Source organism: Arachnia propionica, assembly GCF_900637725.1.
GTDB classification, from domain to species: domain Bacteria; phylum Actinomycetota; class Actinomycetes; order Propionibacteriales; family Propionibacteriaceae; genus Arachnia; species Arachnia propionica.
Genome location: NZ_LR134406.1, coordinates 1051011 through 1074839 on the forward strand (window position 1 = coordinate 1051011; position 23829 = coordinate 1074839).

General features: G+C 65.7%; 26 protein-coding genes and 3 tRNA genes. 13 read left to right on the top strand and 16 right to left on the bottom strand.

Annotated elements, in window-relative coordinates:
• Positions 1-28: 28 nt before the first annotated feature.
• From EL272_RS04580 to EL272_RS04590, 3 genes are read right to left on the bottom strand one after another with little or no spacing between them, the layout of a single operon-like run.
• A complete protein-coding gene (locus tag EL272_RS04580) occupies positions 29-2017 on the bottom strand; it encodes an SWIM zinc finger family protein (RefSeq protein WP_061787747.1) in 1989 nt (662 codons plus the stop codon).
• Entirely contained in the window at positions 2014-3111 is a 1098-nt protein-coding gene (locus tag EL272_RS04585) for a VWA domain-containing protein (protein WP_014846055.1), read from the bottom strand. Before EL272_RS04585 ends, EL272_RS04580 begins: the two co-directional genes overlap by 4 nt.
• Positions 3104-5356 carry a DUF5682 family protein gene (locus EL272_RS04590; RefSeq protein ID WP_061787746.1) on the bottom strand — a complete coding sequence of 751 codons (2253 nt, stop codon included), beginning with the start codon at positions 5354-5356 and terminating at the stop codon, positions 3104-3106. Before EL272_RS04590 ends, EL272_RS04585 begins: the two co-directional genes overlap by 8 nt.
• A 107-nt stretch (positions 5357-5463) precedes the next feature.
• Between EL272_RS04590 and EL272_RS04595 the strand changes: the two genes are divergently transcribed.
• The 5 genes from EL272_RS04595 (at position 5464) to EL272_RS04615 (ending at position 8604) form a co-directional block, all read left to right on the top strand.
• On the top strand, positions 5464-6243 hold the full coding sequence (locus EL272_RS04595) for a DUF1707 SHOCT-like domain-containing protein (RefSeq protein WP_014846057.1): 780 nt from the start codon (positions 5464-5466) through the stop codon (positions 6241-6243).
• A complete protein-coding gene (locus EL272_RS04600) occupies positions 6243-6722 on the top strand; it encodes a dihydrofolate reductase (RefSeq protein ID WP_014846058.1) in 480 nt (159 codons plus the stop codon). Before EL272_RS04595 ends, EL272_RS04600 begins: the two co-directional genes overlap by 1 nt.
• Positions 6723-6764: 42 nt before the next feature.
• Positions 6765-8120, top strand: a complete 1356-nt coding sequence (locus EL272_RS04605) for a DNA polymerase IV (RefSeq protein ID WP_061787745.1) — start codon at positions 6765-6767, stop codon at positions 8118-8120.
• A gap of 14 nt (positions 8121-8134) precedes the next feature.
• Positions 8135-8215: transfer RNA gene (locus tag EL272_RS04610), tRNA-Leu, on the top strand.
• A 128-nt stretch (positions 8216-8343) separates the two neighbouring features.
• Positions 8344-8604, top strand: a complete 261-nt coding sequence (locus tag EL272_RS04615) for a hypothetical protein (protein ID WP_126409353.1) — start codon at positions 8344-8346, stop codon at positions 8602-8604.
• Here EL272_RS04615 and EL272_RS04620 read toward each other — a convergent pair.
• The 4 genes from EL272_RS04620 to EL272_RS04635 form a co-directional block, all read right to left on the bottom strand.
• Positions 8601-8903 carry a hypothetical protein gene (locus tag EL272_RS04620; protein ID WP_244926115.1) on the bottom strand — a complete coding sequence of 101 codons (303 nt, stop codon included), beginning with the start codon at positions 8901-8903 and terminating at the stop codon, positions 8601-8603. The genes EL272_RS04615 and EL272_RS04620 overlap by 4 nt on opposite strands.
• A gap of 410 nt (positions 8904-9313) precedes the next feature.
• The gene (locus EL272_RS04625; protein ID WP_061787744.1) at positions 9314-10498 is read right to left on the bottom strand and encodes a glycine C-acetyltransferase; all 1185 of its coding nucleotides are present in this window, start codon (positions 10496-10498) and stop codon (positions 9314-9316) included.
• 40 nt (positions 10499-10538) lie between these two features.
• Entirely contained in the window at positions 10539-11567 is a 1029-nt protein-coding gene (gene tdh / locus EL272_RS04630) for an L-threonine 3-dehydrogenase (RefSeq protein ID WP_061787896.1), read from the bottom strand.
• A gap of 121 nt (positions 11568-11688) precedes the next feature.
• Positions 11689-12267 carry a DUF1707 domain-containing protein gene (locus tag EL272_RS04635; protein ID WP_061787743.1) on the bottom strand — a complete coding sequence of 193 codons (579 nt, stop codon included), beginning with the start codon at positions 12265-12267 and terminating at the stop codon, positions 11689-11691.
• Between the two features lie 124 nt (positions 12268-12391).
• Between EL272_RS04635 and pdxH the strand changes: the two genes are divergently transcribed.
• Positions 12392-13027, top strand: coding sequence for a pyridoxamine 5'-phosphate oxidase (gene pdxH, locus EL272_RS04640; protein ID WP_061787742.1), 636 nt, complete (start codon positions 12392-12394; stop codon positions 13025-13027).
• A 42-nt stretch (positions 13028-13069) separates the two neighbouring features.
• Here the strand turns inward: pdxH and EL272_RS04645 are convergent, their stop codons facing one another.
• Complete coding sequence (locus EL272_RS04645) at positions 13070-14818, bottom strand: BCCT family transporter (RefSeq protein ID WP_014846065.1); 1749 nt, start codon at positions 14816-14818, stop codon at positions 13070-13072.
• A 178-nt stretch (positions 14819-14996) separates the two neighbouring features.
• On the opposite strand from EL272_RS04645, the gene EL272_RS04650 reads away from it, so the two are divergent.
• Together EL272_RS04650 and EL272_RS04655 are read left to right on the top strand one after the other, a co-directional pair.
• Positions 14997-15389: a hypothetical protein gene (locus EL272_RS04650; protein WP_126409355.1), complete on the top strand. Its 393-nt coding sequence runs from the start codon at positions 14997-14999 to the stop codon at positions 15387-15389.
• A 25-nt stretch (positions 15390-15414) separates the two neighbouring features.
• Positions 15415-15612 carry a hypothetical protein gene (locus EL272_RS04655; protein WP_014846067.1) on the top strand — a complete coding sequence of 66 codons (198 nt, stop codon included), beginning with the start codon at positions 15415-15417 and terminating at the stop codon, positions 15610-15612.
• On the opposite strand, the gene EL272_RS04660 is transcribed toward EL272_RS04655, so the two are convergent.
• Complete coding sequence (locus tag EL272_RS04660) at positions 15582-16244, bottom strand: IMPACT family protein (RefSeq protein ID WP_061787740.1); 663 nt, start codon at positions 16242-16244, stop codon at positions 15582-15584. The genes EL272_RS04655 and EL272_RS04660 overlap by 31 nt on opposite strands.
• Positions 16237-16716, bottom strand: a complete 480-nt coding sequence (locus EL272_RS04665; protein WP_061787739.1) for a peroxiredoxin — start codon at positions 16714-16716, stop codon at positions 16237-16239. The genes EL272_RS04660 and EL272_RS04665 overlap by 8 nt, the downstream gene beginning before the upstream one ends.
• A 66-nt stretch (positions 16717-16782) precedes the next feature.
• Between EL272_RS04665 and EL272_RS04670 the strand changes: the two genes are divergently transcribed.
• Positions 16783-17082, top strand: coding sequence for a DUF3618 domain-containing protein (locus EL272_RS04670; protein WP_014846070.1), 300 nt, complete (start codon positions 16783-16785; stop codon positions 17080-17082).
• Positions 17083-17120: 38 nt separating this feature from the next.
• On the opposite strand, the gene EL272_RS04675 is transcribed toward EL272_RS04670, so the two are convergent.
• Positions 17121-17193, bottom strand: a tRNA-Lys gene (locus tag EL272_RS04675).
• 23 nt (positions 17194-17216) lie between these two features.
• Positions 17217-17289: transfer RNA gene (locus EL272_RS04680), tRNA-Lys, on the bottom strand.
• Between the two features lie 164 nt (positions 17290-17453).
• Here EL272_RS04680 and EL272_RS04685 point away from each other — a divergent pair.
• Genes EL272_RS04685 through EL272_RS04695 form a run of 3 tightly spaced genes read left to right on the top strand, consistent with a single transcriptional unit; the run spans position 17454 to position 20796 of the window.
• Positions 17454-18095, top strand: a complete 642-nt coding sequence (locus tag EL272_RS04685; RefSeq protein ID WP_041697259.1) for a succinate dehydrogenase cytochrome b subunit — start codon at positions 17454-17456, stop codon at positions 18093-18095.
• Positions 18092-20053 carry a fumarate reductase/succinate dehydrogenase flavoprotein subunit gene (locus EL272_RS04690; protein WP_014846072.1) on the top strand — a complete coding sequence of 654 codons (1962 nt, stop codon included), beginning with the start codon at positions 18092-18094 and terminating at the stop codon, positions 20051-20053. Before EL272_RS04685 ends, EL272_RS04690 begins: the two co-directional genes overlap by 4 nt.
• Complete coding sequence (locus EL272_RS04695) at positions 20050-20796, top strand: succinate dehydrogenase/fumarate reductase iron-sulfur subunit (RefSeq protein WP_014846073.1); 747 nt, start codon at positions 20050-20052, stop codon at positions 20794-20796. The genes EL272_RS04690 and EL272_RS04695 overlap by 4 nt, the downstream gene beginning before the upstream one ends.
• A 20-nt stretch (positions 20797-20816) precedes the next feature.
• On the opposite strand, the gene bioB is transcribed toward EL272_RS04695, so the two are convergent.
• The 4 genes from bioB to EL272_RS04715 all read right to left on the bottom strand — a co-directional run bounded on the left by bioB (position 20817) and on the right by EL272_RS04715 (position 22987).
• Positions 20817-21869, bottom strand: a complete 1053-nt coding sequence (gene bioB / locus EL272_RS04700) for a biotin synthase BioB (RefSeq protein ID WP_061787738.1) — start codon at positions 21867-21869, stop codon at positions 20817-20819.
• A gap of 93 nt (positions 21870-21962) precedes the next feature.
• The gene (locus tag EL272_RS04705) at positions 21963-22286 is read right to left on the bottom strand and encodes a hypothetical protein (RefSeq protein WP_014846075.1); all 324 of its coding nucleotides are present in this window, start codon (positions 22284-22286) and stop codon (positions 21963-21965) included.
• A complete protein-coding gene (locus tag EL272_RS04710) occupies positions 22270-22779 on the bottom strand; it encodes a hypothetical protein (RefSeq protein WP_061787737.1) in 510 nt (169 codons plus the stop codon). Before EL272_RS04710 ends, EL272_RS04705 begins: the two co-directional genes overlap by 17 nt.
• Before the next feature lies 1 nt (position 22780).
• Positions 22781-22987 (bottom strand): helix-turn-helix transcriptional regulator, encoded by a 207-nt coding sequence (locus EL272_RS04715; protein WP_014846077.1) that lies wholly within the window; start codon positions 22985-22987, stop codon positions 22781-22783.
• A 140-nt stretch (positions 22988-23127) separates the two neighbouring features.
• Between EL272_RS04715 and EL272_RS04720 the strand changes: the two genes are divergently transcribed.
• The gene (locus EL272_RS04720; protein WP_014846078.1) at positions 23128-23691 is read left to right on the top strand and encodes an NADPH-dependent FMN reductase; all 564 of its coding nucleotides are present in this window, start codon (positions 23128-23130) and stop codon (positions 23689-23691) included.
• Positions 23692-23829 lie beyond the last annotated feature (138 nt).

Genomic DNA, 23829 nt, shown 5'->3' on the forward strand with positions numbered 1-23829 from the left:
TCTTCGTGGTCCCTACCCGCGGGGTCTCTCAGGCCAGGGGGCCACCGAAGGCCGAGATCAGCAGCAGCTTCTCCACCCGGGCCGGGTCCCGGTGATCGAGGAAGGCCTGGGCGTGGTCCGCGATCAGCTGGCTTCCCGCCCTGCGGGCCTGCCGGACGAACTCGCGCCAGTCCTGGTCGCGGAGGTGGATGCGGTCGGCGCCCGCCAGCAGGAGTTCTCCCAGCAGGGAGTCGAGCCCCCGCAGCAGGGCCCCCGGGCTGGTCAGCGGCGCATCCCCGGTCCCGGTTTGCCATTGCACATCCGTTGCGACGGGCTCTGCCACGTGCGGCTGGAGCGGGAGGCCGTCCCCGACCAGCAGCAACGGATCCACCACGACACTCCTGGCGCCCCAGCGCCACCGTCCCGAGACGAACGCATCCTTGGGGAAATCCTTCTCCCAGCTCTGCAGGCGAATCAGGGTGGCGCGCACGCTCCCGTCGCGGCGGGCGGTGTGGTGAAGGACCAGTTGGAACGATTGCCCGTCGGTGTCCCGCAGGTCGGCCACGAGACTGGAAATGCCGGGGTCGAAATGGATGTTCCCGACGCTGGTCACCCGGCAGGCGGCCAGGTCAGTGCCTGCGGAACGATCATCCAGCACGGCGGGCAGTCGTGTCTGCTGGGTGGCCAGCTCAGTGATGGTTTCCACCCGGAACGGAGTCTCCAACTGATCCATCGCGCCTGCGGGAAAACTCACCGCCGACCTGTTGGTGTGGGAGAAATCCCCGTGCCCGAACATCCGGCCACCCAGCGACATCACCTGCCCGCCACCCCAGTTGCCTATGGTGATGCCGGAGACCAGGCCACCCGCGAGCTGCGAGGAGGGCCTGCGTTCCTTGTCGATGATTCGTTTCGTGACTCGCATTGGAGCGCCGCTTCGGGCATCCACCAAATGGGCGATCAACCGGCACTCGTCGTCCAGTTCGACGAACTCGGTGCCCAGACCGATCAACCGGGCCTTCGACACCCGCGTCTGCTGGGCGGGGGAACCCGCGACGAGTCGATCCGGGATCCGTGCCGGTTCCGGATTGGCCAGGGACATCGCCCGCGCCAACAACTCGGCTGACAACTCGACCAGCCGCGACGGGGTGAACTCCTGGCTGCGGGTCTCGTAACGGGCCAGCTCGTCTAGCAACTCGTCCAGGACGTCGGCGACGTGATGCAGCTCGGCCTCGCGGGCCCTGACCGCCAGGCGACGCCAGACCCCGCGCAGGTTCCGGTGCCCGGACTCCGCCCCGACCCTCACCAGTTCACCGACCGCGCCGCGGATCTCGGAAAGCAGGGAGGCGTCCGGTCGCCACGCGTCCCCCGCCACGGACACCAGACCGGTGTCCCCGAACCGCCTGCCCGCCGCGGCAGCGACCGCGACCGCGACGTGAAGACACGGATCGGGGTCGTGGCAGGTGCAGCGCACGTAGTTGAGGTCGGCGCCGGCCAGGAAACGCACCGACACGGGGGTCGGGTGGTGGATCCGCACCACGGAGATTCCCCTGATGCTCCCGACGTGGGCCAGCAGGCCCTGCCCGGCCAGCTGATCAGCCCGCCTCAGGGCGGCGGGGGAGAGCGCGGCCCTCAGATGTTCGCGGGTGATGCTGGCCGGGTTGAAGACGGCCTCCGGTTCCACCTTCCCGGGGGCAGCGGCCCTGGGGGTTTCCTGCCCGGGCAGGTCCGTCGAATCCGGCTCCTCGTCCTCGATGACTCCCGGCTCGGAGCAGGCTGCCTGGTAGTGCAGGATCGCGCGGACGATGTGGCGGCAGTTGTTGGCTGCCAGACAGGAACAGGTCCACTCCGCGAAGGGCCGGTTCGCGTACAGGACGCAGGTGGTTCCGTCGTCCGCGGAGACCGTCACCGTCCCGTCATCGGCCTCGGTGACGGTCAGGGCCGCGGCGCCGAGTTCCTTCCGGGCCCGCCGCAAGGTGCCCCTGTTGGTCAGGTCCTCCAGCACGTCACCGCTCAAACGGAGCAGGTCCGGGCGGCTCACCGGATCACCTCCGCAACCCAGTCGGCCAGCTCGTACGGGGTCATGACCCCCACCCGGGCTCCCCGCGCGGCCAGCCGCCGCCCCAGCTCCTCGTCGAAGGAGGCCGCCCCGTTTGTGGTCAGCGCACCCAGGATCAGCACCTTGCTACCGCCCTGGACCATCCGGGTGACGCACTGGACCAGGTCGTGCACCGAGCCGCCCTCGTACAGGTCCGTGATGAGCACCACCATGGCCCTTCGCGGTTCCGTGATGAGCGATTCGGCGTAGCGCATGGCCTGCGCGATGTCGGTGCCCCCGCCGAGCTGCACCTTCATCAGCGTCTCAACGGGATCGGCGATGTCCGAGGTGAGGTCCACCACCGAGGTGTCGAAAGCGATCAGATGGTTCTTCAGGGTCGGGAGTCCGTGGAAGATGGAGGCCGTGACGGCCGAGTGGATCACGGATTCGGCCATCGAACCCGACTGGTCCACCACGACCATGAACTGCCACTTCTCCGACTGTCTGCGGGTGCGCGAGTAGAAGATCGGCTCCGAGATGACCAGCTGTCGTGTTTCCGTCGAGTAGTTCTTCAGATTGGCGCGGATGGTGCGCTTCGGGTCGAAGTTCGCCGCCACCTTGAAGAAGCTGCGCCGGTTGGGGTCGCGTCGACCCGTCAGCGTGCGCCGGATCCTGGGGCGCATCTTCTCCACCAGCGCCGCGACGACCTTCCGCACGATCTGCCTGGCTGCCTGCAGCACATCGGAACTCATCAGGTGTTTGGTCTGCAGGATCGCCTGCAGCAGCGTCTCGGAGGGCTCCACCCGTTCCAGGAGCTCCTTGTCGGTCACCAACTCGACCATGCCGTAACGCTCCAGTGCGTCCTCCTCGATGGTGCGGACGGTGCGTTTCGGGAACAGGGTGTGGATTTCGTTGATCCATTCCGGAACGGTCAGGCTCGAGGCCCCGTACCCCGCCCCGGCGCCGTCGTCCTGCCCCTCCCGGTCGTACAGGTACCCCAAGGCATCGGAGCGGGCCTGCTGCTGGGGATCCAGGTTCCCGAGTTGTTCCGAACCCCGCCCCAGCACCAGCCGCCAGCGTGTCAATCGTTCATCCATGCCGCCTCCCGAGGAAACGATCCAGTGATTTCGCGACGGCGGACTCGAATTTCGCGATGGCGGTTGCGTCCTCGGCGGAACCGGAGAAGTCCAGGAGCGTCGATCCCGCCGTTTCCCCCAGTATGAGCTGCGCCACCTGGAAACGTTCGCGCTGGGTGTAGCAGCTGAATGCGCGCCGCAGCCCCGGAAGGGAGGCGAAGAACGCGTCGTCGTCCAGGCCGGTGAGGATGTCGTCGAGGCGGAGCAGGGCATCCGGGCGTCGCAGGGCCGCCTCCCGGGCCACCCCCAACAGGCCCGCGACGAAATCGCCGAGCTGTTCGGGAAGCGCGATCACGGACAGCAGCCCGGCGATCTCCGGATCCGGGCGGGCCCCGGTCAGCCACTGGGCTCCCAGGGCGGCTCCCCGGACGGTGGGTGCCTGACGGTCGTCCCCCACCACCACCGAGAGGGCCTGGTGGTAGCCGTCGATGTCGTAATCCAGATCTCCACCGATCCGTTCCGCGCTGTCGGTCAGCTGGTACACGGCCTGGATGAAACCCTCCAGTCCAGGTCCCTCCGGCAGCGGCGAGAGACGTTCCAGCAGCCGCACCGACCGGTTGAAGGCCACCTCCAGCAGGCGCCCCAGATCCGCGCGACCGGTGGCCCGCAGGATCGGGTCGTAACGGTAGAGCCGCATCAGCACCCCGGTCGCGGCACCGATACCCATCAGGTTGGCGGAAGTGGCCAGCAGGGTCTCGGTGCGGGCCTGGAGACTGACCGACAGGCGAGCCACCCCACACAGGGCTGCCTCCAGGACGAGATTCGCAGCGGCTGCCGGATCCGAGGTGATGTCGGCGGCGCGTTCCAGCAGACGAGCGGTCACCGCCTGCTCCCGGCTGCCCCCGTACCGGGCGGCCTCCACCAGGGATCCCTCGAAGGCCGGGGTCCACACCAGGAACCAGCGTTCGACGCCGTCGTCGTCCGCGCTGGCGGTCAGCCCGATGCCCGGGATGTCCAGGGCCACCAAGGAGTGCAGCAGCTGCGAACGCCGCAGGCCGAGGTCGTTCGACAGGTCGGCGGATTCCTCTCGCCTTTTCGGCGCGGGAAGCAATCCCAGGGCCTCCAGGCCGGCCCGGAGCTCGAGTGTCAGCGGCGGTTGCCGGGTGCCCGCTGCCAGGTGTCCGAGCCGGTCACCGCGCAGGGCGTCGTTGACGTGGGCCAGCAGCGGGTGATCCTTCCCGGAATCGTCCTTGACGAGGGCGGTCGTGATTCCCTCGACGAGATCGGTGCGCCAGATCTGCTGATGTCCCCGCAGCTGGGCGAGGGCCCCGGCGGTGGCCTGCACCGCTATCAGGTCGGCGGGAGAGACGAACTGTTTCGCCCTGCGCAGCTCCAGTACGACCTGTCCCAGGAGTTCCTCGCTGGTGTCACGCCGCCCCTCGGCGCGATCCCGGTACAGACGGTCGTAGAAACCGGGATTCGGCTGGCCCGCGTCGTAGCCGTCGAGGGCGTCGAGCGCCGCGTAGGAGGTGGGGGTCAGGGCGATGCCGTAGCGGTTGTCGTCGGCCGGCGGCATCCACACATCCACCGGCTCCACCTCCCTCGACAGCAGCGCCTCCAGCCCGTCGACGTGGGCGGCCCCGCACACCACCAGCATGTCATCGCCGAAACGCCGCCGGGCGTCGGTTATCCGGTGCGCCATGTGTGCCTCACGCGTCTTTGTCTCCCGATCGGGTTCGCCGCGCAGGATCGACCCGAGCAACCCGATCCGTTCCCGGTAGGACTCCAGCGACAGCTCCGGATCGATCTCGATCAGTTCGTCGATCAGGCCGGCCATGTCGTCCACACCGAACTCCCTGATCAGCCTGTCCGCGGCCTCCTTGGTGACCGGAGCCTCGGCGTAGCGGTTCTCCGCCACCGCGGTGTCCGCGAAGGCCAGCCAGGGCAGGTCGATGAACTCGACCGGTATCCCCGCGCGGTGCGCGGTGCGCAGGGCGACCCATTCGGGGCTGTAGTCGGTCAGCGGGTAGAAGCTGCCCCGGCGGATGCCCCATTCCGTGCTGTCTTCGGGGGCGTCCGGGAACATGGGCGCCCACGAGTAGAGCATGACGGGCAGTTCGTGGTCGAGCATCAGCTCCTCGATGCGCTGGTTGTATTCGGTGGGGCCCTCGATCAGCACGGCCGCGGGTGGGCGGTCCGTGATCCGCCGGGCGACCAGGCGCGCCGCAGCCGGTGAATGATGCCTGACCCCGAAGAACTCGACCACGCAGCAATTCTGCCCGAGGCCCCGACAATTTCCCCGGGAGTCAAACCGGGGTCTTCGAAGCCCCGAACGGGCTGCGAACGGTCACGGCCACGGGATAGCGTTTGCTCATGAGCGAGTTGCACGTCTCCTTCAAGGAGCGCGATGTCTACCTGGACATCCTTGCCACCAACTATGCCGAGGGGCGGCTCACCGACGAGCAGTTCCAGAAGCGGCGCGACGAACTGCTGGCGGCCACCACGCACCGGCAGTGCCGGGACGTGCTTCGTGGGCTACCGGTCCAGATCCCCGGGAACGACCAGCCCCAAACTTCCCGTGAGGAAGCACGACCCGGACCGAGACGCCGGGGAATCCTGATCGCGGGGCTCGTGGGTGCCGTGGGCCTGGCGGGGATTGCCGCGTGGCACGCCAGCCGCCCCGACCTGACAGGGGCAGGGCCGAGGGAACCCCGCCCGGTGCAACCCACCATGCGCAGCTGGGAGGACTGGTACGTGGTTCGCCAGGCGCTGGAGGCCAGGAACTTGGGGGGCATCGTGGATCTGACCCTGGAGGTGGACTCCGTTTCCGGAACCGTGACCGTGAGGGGGAACCCGTCTTTGTTGTCCACGATAAAGACCATCGACGGGGTGGTAGTGATAAGTGAACCGGCCAGCGGCACCCACGATGGCCCCACCACGGATCTGAACCGGTTCGGGGGAGGCTCCGCGCCTGAGGAGGCCAGGGCCCGATTCCAGGAGCTATGGCCCAGCGCGGTTCCGAAGCAGATCCGGCTGGCCCCCGGGGAGGACGCGAAAGGAATCATCGAGGTGACCGGAACGAATCACGGAAAGCCCATCACTGTGAAGTTCTCGGCCGACGGGCGCTCGGTGCTGGATGTCAAGGAGAACTGATGCGGATAGTCGCCATAGCCGCGGTGGCTGACAACGGCGTGATCGGATCGGGGGAGGACATGCTCTGGCACATCCCGGCCGATTTCCGCCGCTTCAAGGCGGTCACCACCGGGAACACCATCATCTTCGGGAGACGAACCCACGAACAGATCGGGCTGCTCCCAAACCGCCGCACGATCGTCGTCACCCGGCAACCGGACTGGTCAGCGGAGGGCGTCGAGGTGGCCCATTCCATCGAGGAGGCCATCCGGCTGGCGCACACCACCCCCGGGAAGACCTGTTTCATCGGCGGGGGCGGGGAGATCTACGCGGCAGCGTGGCCCTACTTGACGGAACTGGACATCACCCATGTCCATCAGGAACCGGAGGGGGCCGCCACCTTCCCGGTCGTCGCTTCCCACGAATGGACCGAGATCAGCCGTGAGATCCATGAGGGCTATGACTTCGTGCAGTACCGGCCAACCCCGGCGCCCGAATGAACCGGCAGGTTCGTGTCGGGGGAGATCACTAACCTGACCCGTATGCGATCCACATCCAGCATCCTGCACCTGGACCTGGATGCGTTCTTCGCCGCGGTGGAGCAGCGCGACAAACCCAGCCTCAGAGGCAAACCCGTGATCGTCGGCGGTGCCGGGCCGCGGGGAGTGGTGGCCACCGCCAGCTATGAGGCCCGGGTTTTCGGGGTGCGATCCGCCATGTCGGGGACGGAGGCCAGGCGTCGCTGCCCGCACGCGGCCTTCCTGGGCGGTAGGTTCGGCGCCTACCGGCAGTCATCGCAGGTGGTCATGGAGCTGCTGCGGGAGATCTCGCCATTGGTGGAGCCCCTCAGCTTCGACGAGGCCTACGTAGACCTCGAGGCCAGCAGATGGAACCTCGCAAAACTCGACGAACACGTTGCCGGGCTGCGGGCGGAACTGACCAGGCGCACCGCCGGGTTGACGGCATCGGTGGGGGTGGGCAGCAGCAAGTTCCTGGCCAAACTGGGATCGGAGGCGGCGAAACCCGACGGGGTCCGGATCATCGCTCCCGGAGAGGAGATCGAGTTCATCTCCCCGTTGCCGGTGCGGGCGATTCCCGGGGTGGGGCCGGTGACGGAGGGAAAACTGCTGGCCCTCGGGCTGGCCACCGTCGCCGACCTGCGGGCCGCCGACCCCCGGGAGCTGGTGCGTGAACTGGGCCGCGCGGCCGGGGAATCGCTGCGGCACTTGGCGCATGGCCGCGACGACCGCGAGGTGGAGGCGGAAAGGGAAGCGAAATCCATTTCCGTGGAGGACACCTTCCCCACCGACCTGACCGACTGGCCCCGTCTGGCCTCCATACTCAGGCGCGACGCAGAATCGGTGGCCGGGCGACTACAACGCTCCGGGTCCTTTGCCCGCACGGTCGCGATCAAGGTGCGGATGGCGGATTTCACGACGATCTCGAAGGCCAGGTCGCTGGGGGGCGCTACGGATCATGCCGAGGTGATCGGTCGGGTGGGGGAGGAGCTCCTGGCGGAGGTGGACATTCGCGAGGGGGTGAGGCTGCTCGGCATCGGGGTCAGCAACTTCACCAGGGCCGCCCAGGAGCGCCTGTTCGAGGACGAGACTCCGAAGACGGGAAGAACCGAGACCGAGGTCGAGGTGGACACCTCGGGGGTGCGGGGACGCGGGTTCTTCCCCGGTGCCGACGTAATCCATGATGCGCTGGGACGTGGCTGGGTCTGGGGATCCGGGTTGGGCAGGGTGACCGTCCGGTTCGAGACCAGGCATACCGGCCCGGGCCCGGTGCGCACGTTTCTCGAGGACGATCCGGCTCTGCAACTGGCCAAGGAACTACCCGACTTGCCTGAGTCCCGGCTTGAGACGGCACCGCGACAGGGCCCTGTGGCCCGGTAGGCTGACACCCGCTGACCGGCGTGGTGGAATTGGTAGACACGCAGGATTTAGGTTCCTGTGCCTTGTGCGTGAGGGTTCGAGTCCCTTCGTCGGTACTTTGATTATTCGTTGACGGCGGCCTGACCGGAGAACTGTTGATGGGTGAATAACTTTTGGACAGGGGGGAGACGGGCCGGGTGGAGATGCGCTTGAGAAGTGGTGGGGACAAGGTGATCCAGCAACGATGAACACGCTTCTCTTCGGCGAGATCCTGAACCAGGAAAGGATCAACTTCTGCATCAGGCGCAGCATGTATAAAACAAAATTTGGCCACCGGAGTTCCGATTCAAAATCACCTCTCGCGAGCAAAACCGCTGGTCAGGCCCAGTTCGACTTCCATTTTTCTTCGGGTGTGAGGAAAAGGTTTTGTTTAAAAAGCGCTACAGTGGCCTGCAATGCCGTTGAAGCATTTGAACGCCCGATGAACAAGTCCCAAGGGGTTTAGGCCTGCCAGTGAGGGAGCCCCTGCGCGGTGCGTGCCTGCTGAATGGCTGCAATGATTTTCTTCCTGCTCCAGCTCACGAACTCCAGGTCAATGCCGCGGATGGTGGAGAGCACGACGGTGGCGGTGATGACGACAGTCCTCAAACGTGCACCGGTGATTTCCGCCACGGGAATTCGCAGTTGACTCCTCTCGTTGTTGAGGTTGAAGGAATGAGGTTCGAAAATGACCTCCGAGGCGGTGACAAGAAGGTGCCCGCCACGTGCCACCCGCCCGCGCGCACCGGTGAGGACCGCCGGCATCGCGAGGATCCTCTCGGTGAGGGAACCTGGCTGATCGAGATGGTTCGCCGGTACCCTGAGTAGGATCGGTGCGTCAGGGGTCAGGCTCATCATGTCTCTCTTCCGGTCTACTCCATGCCTCGAACAGCTGACAGTGTAGTGACCATCGTTCGTTCAGCATCGACCGACAGAGGTCGTGGAGTCAGGGCGAGGTCAATCGCCGGATCGGCAGTCACCTTGTTCCTCACGCACATTGAACAGGGGCCTCGGTGGCCGGGACATCGCTTGCAAACGACATTCCTCAATGATTTTCCGGCCTTGTCGTGGTTCGCATGCATCACAACGCCTGCGAACCGCAACGAGATCAGCGCATCAAAAACAAGGTCAGCAAAACCCGTCGGAGAAGGACGGGTCCAGCTGTGGTGTGTCTTCTACCGCACCTCCGACCTTGCCTCGACGAATGCACGGATCGCCGCATCCAGGTCATCACGGGTGAGGGAAGCCGACAGCTGGGTCCGGATCCTCGCCCGGCCCTTGGGAACCACCGGGTAGCTGAAGGCTCGGACGTAGACGCCGCGCGCCAGGATGGCGTCCGCCATGCGGGCCGCAAGTACCGCGTCGCCGATCATCACGGGGGCGATCGGGTGATCGGATTCGGGGATCTCGAATCCCTCCTCGGCCATGCGGGTGCGGAAATAGGTGGTGTTCTCGCGCAGCCGGTCGAGGAGCTCACCGGAACGGCCGAGGAGACCGAGGGCGGCCAGGGTGGCGGCGACGATCGACGGCGCCAGGGAGTTGCTGAACAGGTACGGCCGCGACCGCTGCCGCAGCAACTCCACTATGGGGGAGCGGGCGCAGGTGTACCCTCCGGAGGCCCCGCCGAGAGCCTTGCCGAGGGTGCCGGTGATGATGTCGACGCGTTCGGTGACACCAAAACGCTCCGGGGTGCCGGCCCCGGTCTCGCCGACGAAACCGACGGCGTGTGAATCATCGACCATCACCAGGGCGCCGTATTCGTCGGCCAAGGCGCAGATCTCGTCCAGTGGGGCGACATAGCCGTCCATTGAGAACACGCCATCGGTGGCGATGACCCGGTGCCGCGCGCTCCGGGTCTCCTCCAGGCGGGCACGCAGGTCGCCGAGGTCCCGGTTGCGGTACCGGTGACGGGCCGCCTTGCTCAGGCGCACCCCGTCGATGATGGAGGCGTGGTTGAGTTCGTCGGAGATGATCGCGTCCTCGGCTCCGAACAGCGTCTCGAAAAGCCCGCCGTTGGCGTCGAAACACGACGAGTACAAGATGGTGTCGAATCCCTCCGCCCCTGGCCGCAGGAACCGTGTCAGTTCGGCCTCGAGATCCAGGTGCTGGGTCTGGGTGCCGCAGATGAACCGCACCGAGGCCATGCCGAAACCCCAACGCTCAAGAGCGTCCTTGGCGGCCGCGATCAACTCGGGTGAGTCCGCGAGCCCCAGGTAGTTGTTCGCGCACAGATTGATGACGTTCCCGGCCGGGACGCCGACGTGCGCCGCTTGCGCCGTGGTGAGCGGCTCCTCGTGTTTGTACAGGCCCTCGGCGCGCAGGGCGTCGAGCTGGGAGAGCACATCGTCGAGGAAGGTCATGGTCGTGCCTTTCGAATGGGTGAGGAAATTGGGGTGTTCATCACTGTTCCCAGTGCATGACGACCTTGCCGGAGCGGCCGTCTCCCGCGACGGCGAACGCCTCGGCGAACTCGGTCACGGGGAAACGGTGCGTGATGACCCCCGAGATGTCGAGCCCGGAACGGATCAGGGCGTTCATGGCGTACCAGGTCTCGAAGATCTGCCTGCCGGTCACACCCTGGATCGTGAGCATGCTGAAGATGATCTTGGAGAAGTCCACGGTCAGTTCCTGCGAGGGGGTGCCGAGCAACGCGATCCTGCCGCCGTGGGTCATGTGGTCGATCATGGAACGCAGCGCCGCACCCGACCCGGACATCTCCAGCCCGATGTCGAATCCCTCCTTCATCGAGAAACGGTCGTAGACCTCCTCCAGGTCCTCCTGGCCGGTGTTGACCGTCGAGGTGATGCCCAACGTCTCCGCCAGGGCGAGTCGCTCGTCGCTGAGGTCGGTGATGACGACGTTCCGGGCTCCTTGGAACTTCGCCACCAGGGCCGCCATGATCCCGATCGGACCGGCGCCGGTGACCAGGACGTCCTCGGCCAGGGCTGGGAACTGGAGCGCCGCGTGGACGGCGTTGCCGAAGGGATCGAAGATGGCGGCGACATCCGGATCGAGTTCCGGTGGATGCACCCAGATGTTGGCGGCGGGCATGGCGAAGTACTCGCAGAAGGCCCCGTCGACGTGATAGCCGATTCCCCGGGTTCGCTGGCACAGGTGACGTTTTCCCGCCAGACAGGCGCGGCATCTTCCGCACACGTAGTGTCCCTCACCGGAGACTAATTGCCCGACCTCCAGGTTGGTCACGGCCGAACCGAGTTCGACGATGGTGCCGCAGAACTCGTGTCCCAGGACGAGTGGGGTGGTGACGGTCCGGGCCGCCCAGCCGTCCCAGCGGTCGATGTGCACATCGGTGCCGCAGATCCCGGTGCTCCGGATTTTTATCAGGACCTCGGTGGGGCCGGGGGAAGGGACGGGAACGTCGATAAGCTCCAGGCCTGGGCCGGGGTGCGTCTTCGCGAGGGCCAGCATGGAACCATCGTCCCACAGGGCCTTCACGCATCGGATCCGGGCTGGTCACACCGGTGTCGGTCCGGAGGGCATCCGGGCCGCTGGTTGTAATCATCCGACCAACCATCATGGAAGACCGGGGCTATCTGCCCAGCTCGTCGTGCAGGGCGTCGATGGCGTTCTTCGCGGTGAGCAGATTGGCTCCGGTCATTTCCCGGTAACGCTTGATGGCGAGAAGTCTCTGGTTTTGGCGGAGCAGCGCCACCAGTTCCTCGCGTTCCGGGGGGTGAAGGCCACGGGGTGGTTGCTGCTGGAGCTGGTGACGTGAACTGCGTGACTCGCCCGACAAATTCAAGACGTAGAAGAGCAGAAGACCCAACATGAGCAGTGGTATTCCCCAGTGGCGCAGGCTCATCGCGAGCAGCGTCAGGACCACCACTATCGCCAGGGGCTTGTACTTCGACTGTTTCGCGGGATGCTGCTCAATGACGGGTTGAATCGGGACGGGCGTGTGTGCGGCGTACGGATCCCCGGGTGTGCGCCCGGGTAGGTCGTTGAACAGGATCGTGAGCTCCCCCCGGGTCTTCGCGGTAAGCGCGGCGGACATGCGTTCGTCGAATTCTTCCGCGGTGATCCGGCCCGCGCTCATGTGCTCGCGCAGCAGTACGATCGCCTCATCGCGTTCAGCGTCACCGATGCGCAGGTTCTCACCGCCAGCCATGCCATCAACAGTAGCGGGCCCGGACGACAGACAACTGTCCGTGTTGATCGTTAATGCCGCCCCTCCGTGCGCCGATGGGGTGCCCGTCCCGGAGCTGCCTCCCGGCTTCTGGGAGACTTGAGGCATGAGCCTTCACGATGTGCGACGCGACTACTCCGGGGATGCGCTACCTCAGGACCTGACCTCCTTCGAACCATGGAAGTTCTTCACGGACTGGCTCGATGCCGCGATTGCCGCCGACGAGGTGGAGCCGAACGCCATGCTGCTGGCAACTATTGGTGCGGACGGTCGTCCGCGTTCCCGGGTGGTGCTGCTGAAGGAGACGAGCCAGAACGGACTCGTCTTCTTCACCCACTACACGTCCCCGAAGGGCGAGGAGCTGGCCGCCAACCCGGTGGCATCCGCCACCTTCTGGTGGCCGGGGTTGATGCGCCAGGTGCGTGCGGTGGGGGCGGTCACGAAACTCACCCGCCAGGAGAACGAAACCTACTTCGCAAAGCGTCCCAGGGCCAGCCAGCTGGGTGCGTGGGCATCCCGGCAGTCGACGCCCATCGTCTCCCACGACGACCTGCTCGAAGCGGCAGCTCAGGCATCCGAACGCTTCGAGGGAAAGGACGTTCCCTGCCCGCCGGAATGGGGTGGATACCGGATCGACGTCGACGAGTTCGAGTTCTGGCAGGGTCAATCCGGCAGACTCCACGATCGGGTCCTGGCCCGGCGGAATGTGGATGGCTGGAGCGCCATCCACATTCAGCCCTGATCATACGGTCCGTGCACCCAGGAACGAGCCAGAGAGATCCCACTACTCCGAGGTGCGATTCCTGCGCCTGGAAAGCTTGATCCGGAAGGGCTTGCGTGTCTTATCGCCTGATTCGGACTCTTCACTCACCGTGATCTCCTGGCCGTCCAGGTGCTCGGCAACGGATTCCTTCACGTGTTCGGTCACCTTGCCCATCACGTGTTCGGTCATTTCCCGGCGCAGCACCCGGTTCTCCAGCCGCAGGCGCTGTCGGTGTTCGTTGCTGAACGCGCGCAGCGTCGCCAGGCAGGCCAACACCATCACCACGCTGAACGGCGCCGCCGCGATGATCGTCATGGTTTGCAGCGCCCCGAGCCCGGCGGTCAGATCCTCCCCACCGGAGACCGCCCCACCCCACAGCAGCACCGCGGCGATGCCGCCGCCGAGAACGGCCCACATCACTCGGGTCAGGACAGGAGGATTCTGCTCCCCGCCGGTGGCGACCATGTCCACCACGAAGGCCGCGGAGTCGGCGCTGGTGACGAAGAAGATCACCAGCAGGATCAGGAATCCGACGATCAGCAAGTTGCTCGCAGGGATGTGTTCCAGCACCTGGAACAGGGCGTTGACGTTGTCGACTTTGTTGTCCGGGCTGACGAGGCCACCAGGCCCGTGAAGCTGCTGCCACAGCGCCGTCCCACCCATAATCGAGAACCACAGGAAGGTCACCAGCGTCGGCACGGCCAACACTCCCGCCACGAATTCCCGGACGGTGCGTCCCTTCGAGATACGGGCGATGAAGATTCCCACGAACGGTGACCAGCTGATCCACCACCCCCAGTAGTAGGTGGTCCAAGACCCGAGCCAGGACTCGCCGGCCTCCCCTTGGAACGGCAGGGTGCGGAAACTCAGGTGCACGAAATTGCTGAGGTAGTCGCCGATGGTCTGGACGAACTCGCGCAGCACGAACAGAGGCTGACCGAGCAGCAGCACGGCCAGGGCGAGAACAGCTGCCAGCACCAGGTTCGCGTTCGAGAGCCACTTGATGCCACGGTCCAGGCCGCTCAACACCGAGCATGTGGCGAGTGCGGTGATGATGGCGATCACGGCAAGCAATACCCAGATGTTGGATTTGAGGATTCCCAGATAATCCAGTCCTGAACTGAACTGGGATGCTCCGAAGCCCAGGGAGGCCGCCACCCCGAACAGGGTTCCGACGATGGCGAACACGTCGACGACATCCCCAAACCAACCGCGCACCCGCCTGCCGAACAGCGGCTCGAGCGCCCACCTGAGTGATACCTTCCGGCCCTTGCGGTGCACGGTGTAGGCGATGGCCAGGCCGACGACGATGTAGACGGCCCAGGCGGACAGCCCCCAGTGCAGGAAGGAGGTCGTCATCGCTTCCTGTGCCTTCATGGCGTCGGAGGTGCCCGCCGGGGTGCCGGGTGGGGGAGAGGCATAGTGGTTCAGGGGTTCTGCAACGCCCCAGAAAACCAGCCCGATGCCCATGCCCGCGGCGAAGAGCATGGCGAACCAGCTCACCAACGAGTAGGAGGGGGGTTCGTCGTCGGGGCCGAGGGTGATGTTCCCGTACGGTCCGAAGGCCACCAGCAGGGCGAATCCGACGAAACCCGCAACGATGAGGCTGTAGTACCAGCCCAGCCCGTTGACCACGGATGTGTTCGCTTCCTTCAGCAGATCGCTCAACCAGCGCGGCGCCACCGCCGCGAGCCCGACGAAACCCAGAACGATCACGGCGGTGGGGACCGCGACCGCTGTCTTCCAAGGAGTCTTTCGCTGTCCAACCATTCGGCCAGTCTTTCATGAGTGCAGGTGCACACTTTCGTGGATCGGGGATGGCCTTCGTCAAATGTGTGGGATCGCGGCAACGGAACGTGCCGGTATGGGTAAGGTTGGCCGTGACCAATCTCGCGGGACGATTCCGCGCAAGGGCCGACGCGAGGACACGGAACGGAGATCCCAGACGATGAGTGAACCCACCGCCCCTTCCCCGGAGCCGCAGAACAAGCAACACACCGCCCAGCCGGGCTCCCAGGGCAGCCAACCTGCGCAGGCCTATCAGAGCCCCCAGGGCATACAGCCGCAGCCTCAGGGCTTCCAAGCACCGCCCCGGCCGTTCGGGGGACCGGGGATGAACAAGGAGCAGGTGACCCCGGCGGTCTGGGTTTATGAGATCGCCATGGGGGCCGTCCAGGCGCTCATAGGCCTCGTGTTGGTCTTCACCGGAAGCCAGTTCGCGCGCTTCTTCGGCGGTGGCTACGGGTCGTCGAGTGGGGGAGACTCGGCAGGCATCATTTTTCTGCTGGTCGGTCTCGCACTCATCGTCGCGGGCGTTTCCCGTCCCCTGAAACTGCGTTGACCAGCGGGCTCTGACAGGTCTCGGCGTGCTGAAATACGTTCGAACGGGTCTGCTGGCCATAGTAGTGGTGACGGGCGTTCTGCTGCCCATCACCCGCTACGCCCCGTTCGCGTGGATCGCGGGTGGAGGGTTTGTGCTCGTGCTGGTGCTGGGGCACCCGGCCGTGGTGAAACGCATCGAGCCGGGAAAGGATCAGCCGCCGGGACGGTCGATCCAGCGCTGACCCGCCGGGACCGCGGTCAAGGTTCCGGCCGAGAGGGCCGCCAGGAAAGCGTCGAATTCGCCGGTGGCCGTCACCGGAACCGCAACGGTGATCCGGGCGCGGTCACCCCAGTCGACCCCCACCACCGCGACGGCGGCCCCGGAGGGCAGGATCAAACCACGCAGCGAGTCCTCGACAGCACCGATGCTCGCGAAATCCGCGTCGATTCCCAGCAGGGAGCACAGCTCCACCCGTCTGGTTCCGGCCGCCGCCACCGCTTGGGCCACGGCCTCGGAATAGGCCCGTACCAATCCGCCGGCGCCGAGTTTGACGCCCCCGAAGTAGCGGGTCACCACCGCCACCACGTCGGTCAGGTGATTGGAGGTCAGCACGTTCAGCATCGGCACCCCCGCGGTTCCCGCTGGTTCCCCGTCGTCCGAGGAGCGTGCGGTGCGGGCTTCGGGTTCCAGCACGAAAGCGGAACAGTGGTGACGGGCGTCGAAGAACTTGGAGCGCCGTTCCTCGATCACCGCGCGAGCGGTTTCCTCCGAGGTGACGCGGCGCAGCCGGGTGAGGAAACGGGATCGTTTGACCTCCAGTTCCACATCCACCCCGTCGCCGATCCCGGAGTCGATGGTGAGGAACTCAGACATCGAGTTCACGGCGCAGTTTCGCGACGTGCCCCGTCGCCCTCACGTTGTACTGGGCGACCCGGATGGTTCCGTTGCCCTCGGCGTCCACGTCGATGACGAAGGTGGAACGCAGGACTCCTTCGATCTCCTTGCCGTACAGTTTCTTGGTCCCGAAGGCGCCGTAGGCGTTCAACGCCTCGTGTTCCGGGTCGGACAGGAGAGGAAATCCGATCTTGGAGCCGGCCGTGAACTTCGCGAGCTTCTCAACCGTGTCCGGGGAGATGCCGATGATGGTGTAGCCGGCCGCCGCGAAGGCGGCGTGCGCGCCGGTGAAGTCCACCGCCTGGGTGGTGCAACCCGGCGTCATCGCCGCGGGGTAGAAGTAGACGATGACCGCGCGGGACGGGTGGTCGGCGAGCGAAACCGGGACTCCTTCCGCGTTTGGCAACGTGAAGGCGGGGGCCGGGGAACCCGGGGTGAGGCGCGCAGTCATGACCGACAGTGTACGGCGCGCGGAAGCCTCTAAGCTGGTATCCGATCGTTGAAGTAAGGGGAAGCAATGGACAGCGACACCACCCGCACCGTGGACGAGATCCGCGCCGAGCTGGCCAGCAACCGCCAAAGCTTGGCAGGCGCCATGGAGGACCTCGTTGATTCCGTGAAACCCGCGAACATTGCCAGGCGGGGCATCGACGACGCGAAGAGTTTCGTGGCGGGCGAATTCCAGACCATCAAGGAAGAGCTGCGTGACGAGGACGGCTGGCGCACCGACCGGCTCGCGATCATCGGGGGCGCGCTCCTAGGGGTGGCGTTGTTCGCCGTCACCATCTACGTGCTGGGGCGCCGGAACCACGAATGATTCAAAAGGGCCCCGGGGTTCCCGGGGCCCTTGCGCAGTACACCACCAGGGACTCGAACCCTGAACCCGCTGATTAAGAGTCAGCTGCTCTGCCAGTTGAGCTAGTGGTGCGCGGGACCGGTGTCCTGGTCCGGTACACCACCAGGGACTCGAACCCTGAACCCGCTGATTAAGAGTCAGCTGCTCTGCCAGTTGAGCTAGTGGTGCTTGCGCGAGGACAAACAATACCCGTTCCTCGGCTTCATGAAAAGTCCATGCGGGTGCAAGCGGCGAGAAGCGGTCAGTTAAACTAAGCCATGACCACAATGGCGGTGGATGTCCCGACGGGAACGCGGCGACGCGGGCCCTCGAATTTCGTGCTCAAGCATGTGATGGCGGTCACAGGGGTGCTCTTCGTTGCCTTCGTGGCTGTGCATCTGTTCGGCAACCTGAAGGTTTACGCGGGGGCTGACGCCTTCAACCACTACGCGGCGTGGCTGCGTGAGGTCGGCTACCCGCTGCTTCCCAAGCAGAGCGTGTTGTGGGCGTTGCGAATCGCCTTGGCGGGTTCGTTGCTGCTGCACGTCTCAGCGGCGCTGACCCTATGGTTGAGGGGGCGGCGCGGCCGCGGTGCTCATCGGCGCGGCCTGCACCGAAATCGCACCCGCGCGGCGGCCTTCATGCTGCCCGGTGGGATCCTGATCCTGGTCTTCGTGCTGGTTCACATCAGCGACCTGACGGTGGGCGGTCCTCTGGCGTCTGCGTTCTTCCGGCACCCCGATCCCGAGATGCACGCCTACGCGAACCTCGTCGCCAGCTTCTCCCGTCCCTGGATGGCCATCTTCTACATGGTGGTGATGCTGGTGATTGGCTTCCACATCGAGCACGGCTGGCGCACCCTGCTGCAGGACCTCGGGGTCACGGGCCGCCGGTTCAGGCAGGTCTGGGTGGCCATCGGAGGCCTGCTGGCCCTGGCCGTGGTGCTGGGCAACGCCATGATTCCCCTTCTGGTGCTGCTGGGGGTGATCGCATGACCACGACGACCAACCGGCCACGCCCCGTGGAGATGCTGGCCACCGGGATGCTCGATCCCCACCTCCCCGAAGGTGACCCCCGCACCGCATGGGAACGCCGCAAGGCCGAGTACAAACTGGTGAGCCCGGCCAACCGCAAGAAGTACACCGTGATCGTGATCGGAACCGGGCTGGCCGGGTCCGGCGTGGCCGCGGCGCTGGGGGAGTTGGGCTACAAGGTGGAGAGCTTCACCTTTCACGACGCACCCCGCCGTGCGCACAGCGTCGCCGCCCAGGGCGGCATCAACGCCGCCCGTGCCCGGAAGGTGGACGGTGACTCGCTGACCCGGTTCGTCACGGACACCGTCAAGGGCGGCGACTTCCGGGGCAGGGAGGCCGACGTGTGGCGTCTGGCCGAGGAATCGGTGCGGGTGATCGACCACATGAACGCCATCGGCGCCCCGTTCGCCCGTGAATACGGCGGGCAGCTCGCCACCCGCTCCTTCGGTGGTGTGCAGGTTTCCCGCACCTACTACACGCGAGGCCAGACCGGCCAGCAACTCCAAATCGCCGGCGCACAGGCCCTGTTGCGCCAGGTGGAACGCGGCACGGTGAAGCTGCACACCCGCCATGAGATGCTGGACCTGATCGTCGCGGACGGCCGCGCCCAGGGAGTGGTGGTACGCGACCTGGTGACCGGACGGGTCAGTGTCACCACGGGACACGCGGTGGTGCTGGCCACCGGCGGCTACGGCAGTGTCTTCTTCCACTCCACCCTGGCGATGAACTCGAACGCCACCGCAACCTGGCGGGCCCACCGCCGCGGGGCCTTCTTCGCCAGCCCGAGTTTCATCCAGTTCCACCCCACCGCGCTGCCGGTGTCCTCACACTGGCAGTCCAAGACCACCCTGATGAGCGAGTCGCTGCGCAACGACGGGCGCATCTGGGTTCCGGTGACCCCGGGTGACGAACGTGCTCCCGGGGACATCCCGGAGACCGAGCGCGACTACTACCTGGAACGGCGCTACCCGGCGTTTGGGAACCTGACCCCGCGCGACATCGCATCCCGGGCCGCCCGCACGGAGATCGAGGCCGGCAGGGGAGTGGGGCCGCTCAAGAACTCCGTCTACCTGGACTTCCGTGATGCCATCTCCCGGCTGGGCAGGACTGTGATCGCGGAGCGTTACGGGAACCTCTTCGAAATGTACCGGGACGCGACGGGCGAGGATCCCTACGAGGAACCGATGCGCATCGCACCGGGAGCCCATTTCACCATGGGCGGGTTGTGGTGTGACTTCAACCAGATGACCAGCGTCCCTGGGCTGTTCGTCGGCGGGGAGGCCGGGAACAACTACCACGGCGCGAACCGGCTCGGGGCCAATTCCCTGCTCAGCGCCTGCGTCGACGGTTGGTTCACGCTTCCCCTGGCCATCCCCAACTACCTGGCTGGGCTGGCGGGGCAACCCCTTCTCGACGTGGACGCCCCCGAAGCCACGGAGGCGCTGGGAGATGTGCGCGGGCGTATCGACCACCTGGTCAACAACCCCGGACACACCCGGCCTGCCACATTCCATCGTCGTCTCGGTGAGATCCTCTACACGGGATGCGGGGTTTCACGCAGCGAGGCCGGGCTGACACGGGCCTTGGAACAAGTGCAGGAGTTGCGCGAGGAGTTCTGGCGTGATGTCCGGGTGACCGGCACCGACGACCGGCTCAACCAAGAACTGGAGAAGGCCGGGCGGGTTGCCGACTTCCTGGAACTGGCGGAGTTGATGATCACGGATGCGCTGGACCGCCAGGAGTCCTGCGGGGCGCATTTCCGTGAGGAGTACGCCCTCCCGGACGGGGAGGCCAAACGCGACGACAAACGCTGGTGCAACGTCTCGGCGTGGGAAACCAACCCGGCCGGCCAGCACCGCCGTTATCAGGAGCCGCTGCGATTCGAGAGCGTCAAACTGCAGGTGAGGAACTACCGATGAGGGTCGAACTTGAGATCTGGCGACAGGACGGGCCGACGTCCGAGGGACGATTCGAGACCCATGTCGTGACGGACGCAACCCCCGAGATGAGCCTCCTGGAGCTGCTTGACCGGTTGAACGACCAGCTGGCCGAGCAGGGCCTGGAACCCATCTCGTTCGAATCCGACTGCCGGGAAGGGGTGTGCGGGGCGTGCGGGGTCACCGTGAACGACGTTCCCCACGGCCCGGTCCCGAACACCCCGTCGTGCCGGCAGCACCTGCGAGCCTTCGGTGGCATCACGAAGCTGCGGATCGAACCGCTGCGGTCGGCGGCCTTCCCCGTGGTCCGGGACCTGGTGGTGAACCGGGCGGCCCTGGACTCCATCATCCGTGCCGGCGGGCACGTCGACATCATGGCCGGGACCGCGCCGGATGCCGACGATTTCCTGGTCGGCCACGAGGATGCTGAACTGGCCCTCGACTTCGCCGCCTGCATCGGTTGCGGGGCGTGCGTCGCCGCCTGCCCCAACGGGGCGGCCCACCTGTTCGCCGGGGCGAAACTGGCGCACCTGGCCATGCTCCCGCACGGCAAGGTGGAACGTACCCGCCGCGCCCGGGCCGTCGTCGACGCCCTGGATGCGTCGTTCGGGCCGTGCAGCAGCTACGGCGAGTGCGTCGAGGTCTGCCCGGCCGGTTTGCCGCTCACCGCAGTGGCGGCGGTTCACCGGGAGGGCATCCGCTCGTTCTTCAAACGCCGTGCCTAGGCCCTGCCTCGAAAGTGGCCCTAGGCGTTCGCCGGCTCCGGGGTCCCGACCCCCCGGTTCCTGATCACGGGCCGGACATCGACCTCGGGGCTGGTCTCCTCCTGGCCGAGAACCGTGAACCCACAGTCGGAGATCATGGCCAGGTCCTTGGCCCCTGCTTGTCCCTCACTGGTGAGGTAGTCACCCAGGAACAGCGAGTTGCAGATCTCCAGGGACAGGGGCTGAAGGCTGCGGAGGTGCTGTTCCCGGCCCGCCGCGACCCGCACCTCGCTGTCCGGATGGACGAACCGCATCATCGCCAGGATGCGCAGGCAACGCTGCGGGCTCAGGTCGGCGTGACCCGCCAGGGGGGTGCCGTCGAAGGGCATCAGGAAGTTCACGGGAACCGAGTCCGCGCCGATCTCTCGCAACGCGAAGGCCACCTCCACCAACTGCTCATCGCTCTCACCCATGCCCGCTATCAGGCCCGAGCAGGCGCTCAGACCGTGCTCGCGGGCGTGCTGAACGGTCTCGGTGCGGTCCTGATAGCTGTGGGTGGTGCAGATGTTGTCGTAGTGCGATTCCGCGGTGTTCAGATTGTGGTTGTAGGCGTCTGCTCCCGCGGCGGCCAACCGTTCTGGCTGCCCCTCCCTGAGCTGTCCGAGGCAGGCGCAGATTTCCACGTCCGGGTGCTCGGCCTTGATCTCCCCGATGATCTCGGCCACCTTGTCGACGTCGCGGTTGGATGGCCCGCGGCCGCTCGCCACCAGACACACCCGCTTCGCGCCGCCCGCGATTCCGGCCTTCGCGGCGGCCACGGCGTCCTCGTTCCTCAGCCACCGGTACTTCAGGATGTCGGCCTGGGAACCGAGACGCTGGGAGCAGTAGAAACAGTCCTCCGGGCACAGACCCGATTTGAGGTTGATCAGGTAGTTCACCTTCATCGTGGTGCCAAAGTGGTGGCGTCGCACCCGCCCCGCCGCGGCCACGAGTGCGAGGGTTTCCGCATCCGGAAGCCGCAGCACGGCGAGGGCCTCCTCGGGGGTGACGGGGCGGCCAGCGATGACGTCATCGGCAAGCTCATTCAGGTCCATGGTCTCTCCTCCACGACGTTTTGAACGATGTTCAAACTAGCAGATCGCCCCGACACCGAAGAGTGGACGGCCATGGCCAGGCGTGATTCCGTGTCAGCGGATGCGGCGTTGCAGGCGGTAGACGATCCCGTCCAGCTGAAACTTCTTCAGGTCCGTCGTATCGGACAGGGCCCGGGTGGCATCCGTCCAGGTGGGTTCGTCCTTCCGGTTCAGCGCGCAGAGTTTCCAGCGCTTCCCGGAGCCGACCAGGTACCAGCGGCTGGAAGCCGCTTTTCTGTTCAGGATCATGTCGTGAATGCCCAGATTGAGGAAGTCCAGGGCCTCGAGCCACCATTTGGTGCGTGCCGAGGCGCGTAGCTGAAAGATCTCATCATCGGGGTCTGCCAAGTTGAGGATGGCTTCATCGCGTTTGTTCATGGTCTTCCAGCTCCTTGATCTTGCGGATGTAACGGCGGATGGCGAGCTCGTTCCACAGGGTGTCGATGATGAGGAAGACCGGGAATACGCAGCCGATTTGGAGGGCCCATGCCTGCCAGGTGGTCAGGGGGAGCAGGGTCATGATGTCGCCTGTCAGGCGCTCTGCCAGGTAGTCGGCGACGGTCAGGAAAGTTGAGAATCCCAGCGCTCCAAGCGCGTAGCGGCGTGTCCGTCGCAGGACGTGGCGGGGCCTCAGGAGTTCCTCGAGGTCGGCGTATTCGCGAAGCCTGGGGAGTAACAGGCGTTCATCCTGGCGGGCGAACCACAGCAGAACGAACGGGATCAGGGCGAGAAAGACGATCTCAGCGGCGGCTGTCTCGATGCGTCTGGTTCCGATGAACTTGCTGAACGCAACCCCCAGCCAGAACACGTAGGCGATGGCCAGGGTTATGGTTGCAGCTCGGGTTCCGATCTGTTGCGCTCTCTCGTCCATGTCAATCGACTTCCTCCCTGAATTCGAACAGTTCCTCGATGCTGGTGCCGAAGACCTTCGCGATGTCCCAGGCCAGCTTGAGTGATGGCGTGTAGGTGCCCCTCTCCAGATGCCCGATGGTCTCCCTGCGCACGCCAACGAGCCTGGCCAGGTCCGCTTGGTTCATGTCGGCCAGGAGGCGATGACGCCTGATGTGCGTGATGAGCAAGTCGCCTCCTGGATGTTAGGTATTCATATCATATTGAGCGACATACCGCTCGTCAAGTTATACAAATCTAACATCTGTGGGTCGGGAACAGGTCGTGTAATTGCCGGGGAGCGGGTTTGGGTCGCGTAGGATGCCTGAAGATGAAAGGAGTCACTGTGAAGATTGGTGTCATCGAAGGCTCGATCCGCCAGGGGCGCAACGCCGCTCCGGTCGCCCGCTGGGTGCTGGACAACGTTCCGAAGCAGAACGATGTCGAGTTCGTTCTGCTCGACCTGGCCAGTTTCAACCTGCCCCTGTACGACGCGCCCGTCCCTCCGCTGCTGGCCAACCGCCAGTACGATTCCGAGGCCGTTCGGGCGTGGAGCCGCGCCATTGACGAGTGCGATGCCTTTATCTTCGTGTCCCCCGAGTACAACTTCGGGGTCCCGGGTGTGCTGAAGAACGCCGTCGACTGGCTCGCCCCCGAGTGGATGAACAAGTCCGCGGCCTTCGTCAGCTACGGCTCCGACGGTGGTATCCGCTCCGTCGAGCACTGGCGCACCATCCTCGCCAACTTCAACATGCACGTGGTGCGGACCAATGTCGCCCTGTCGCTGTTCACTGACATCGTCGACGGAGTGGTGACCGCCCATGAGCGTAAGGCCGAACAGCTCCAGGTGCTCGTCGAGCAGCTGGTGGCCTCCGCCGCGCACCGCAAGGCTTGAGAGATCTCGCCGAGGAAAGTGAATGCCGCCCCCGTGAATCGGATGGGGCGGCATTCGCGTGTCATCGCGGTCCGGGTGTCGTGAGGTCCTGGTGTGCGCGCCCTGCTTCTTCCTGCGGGAACTTCGCATTCGCGCCTC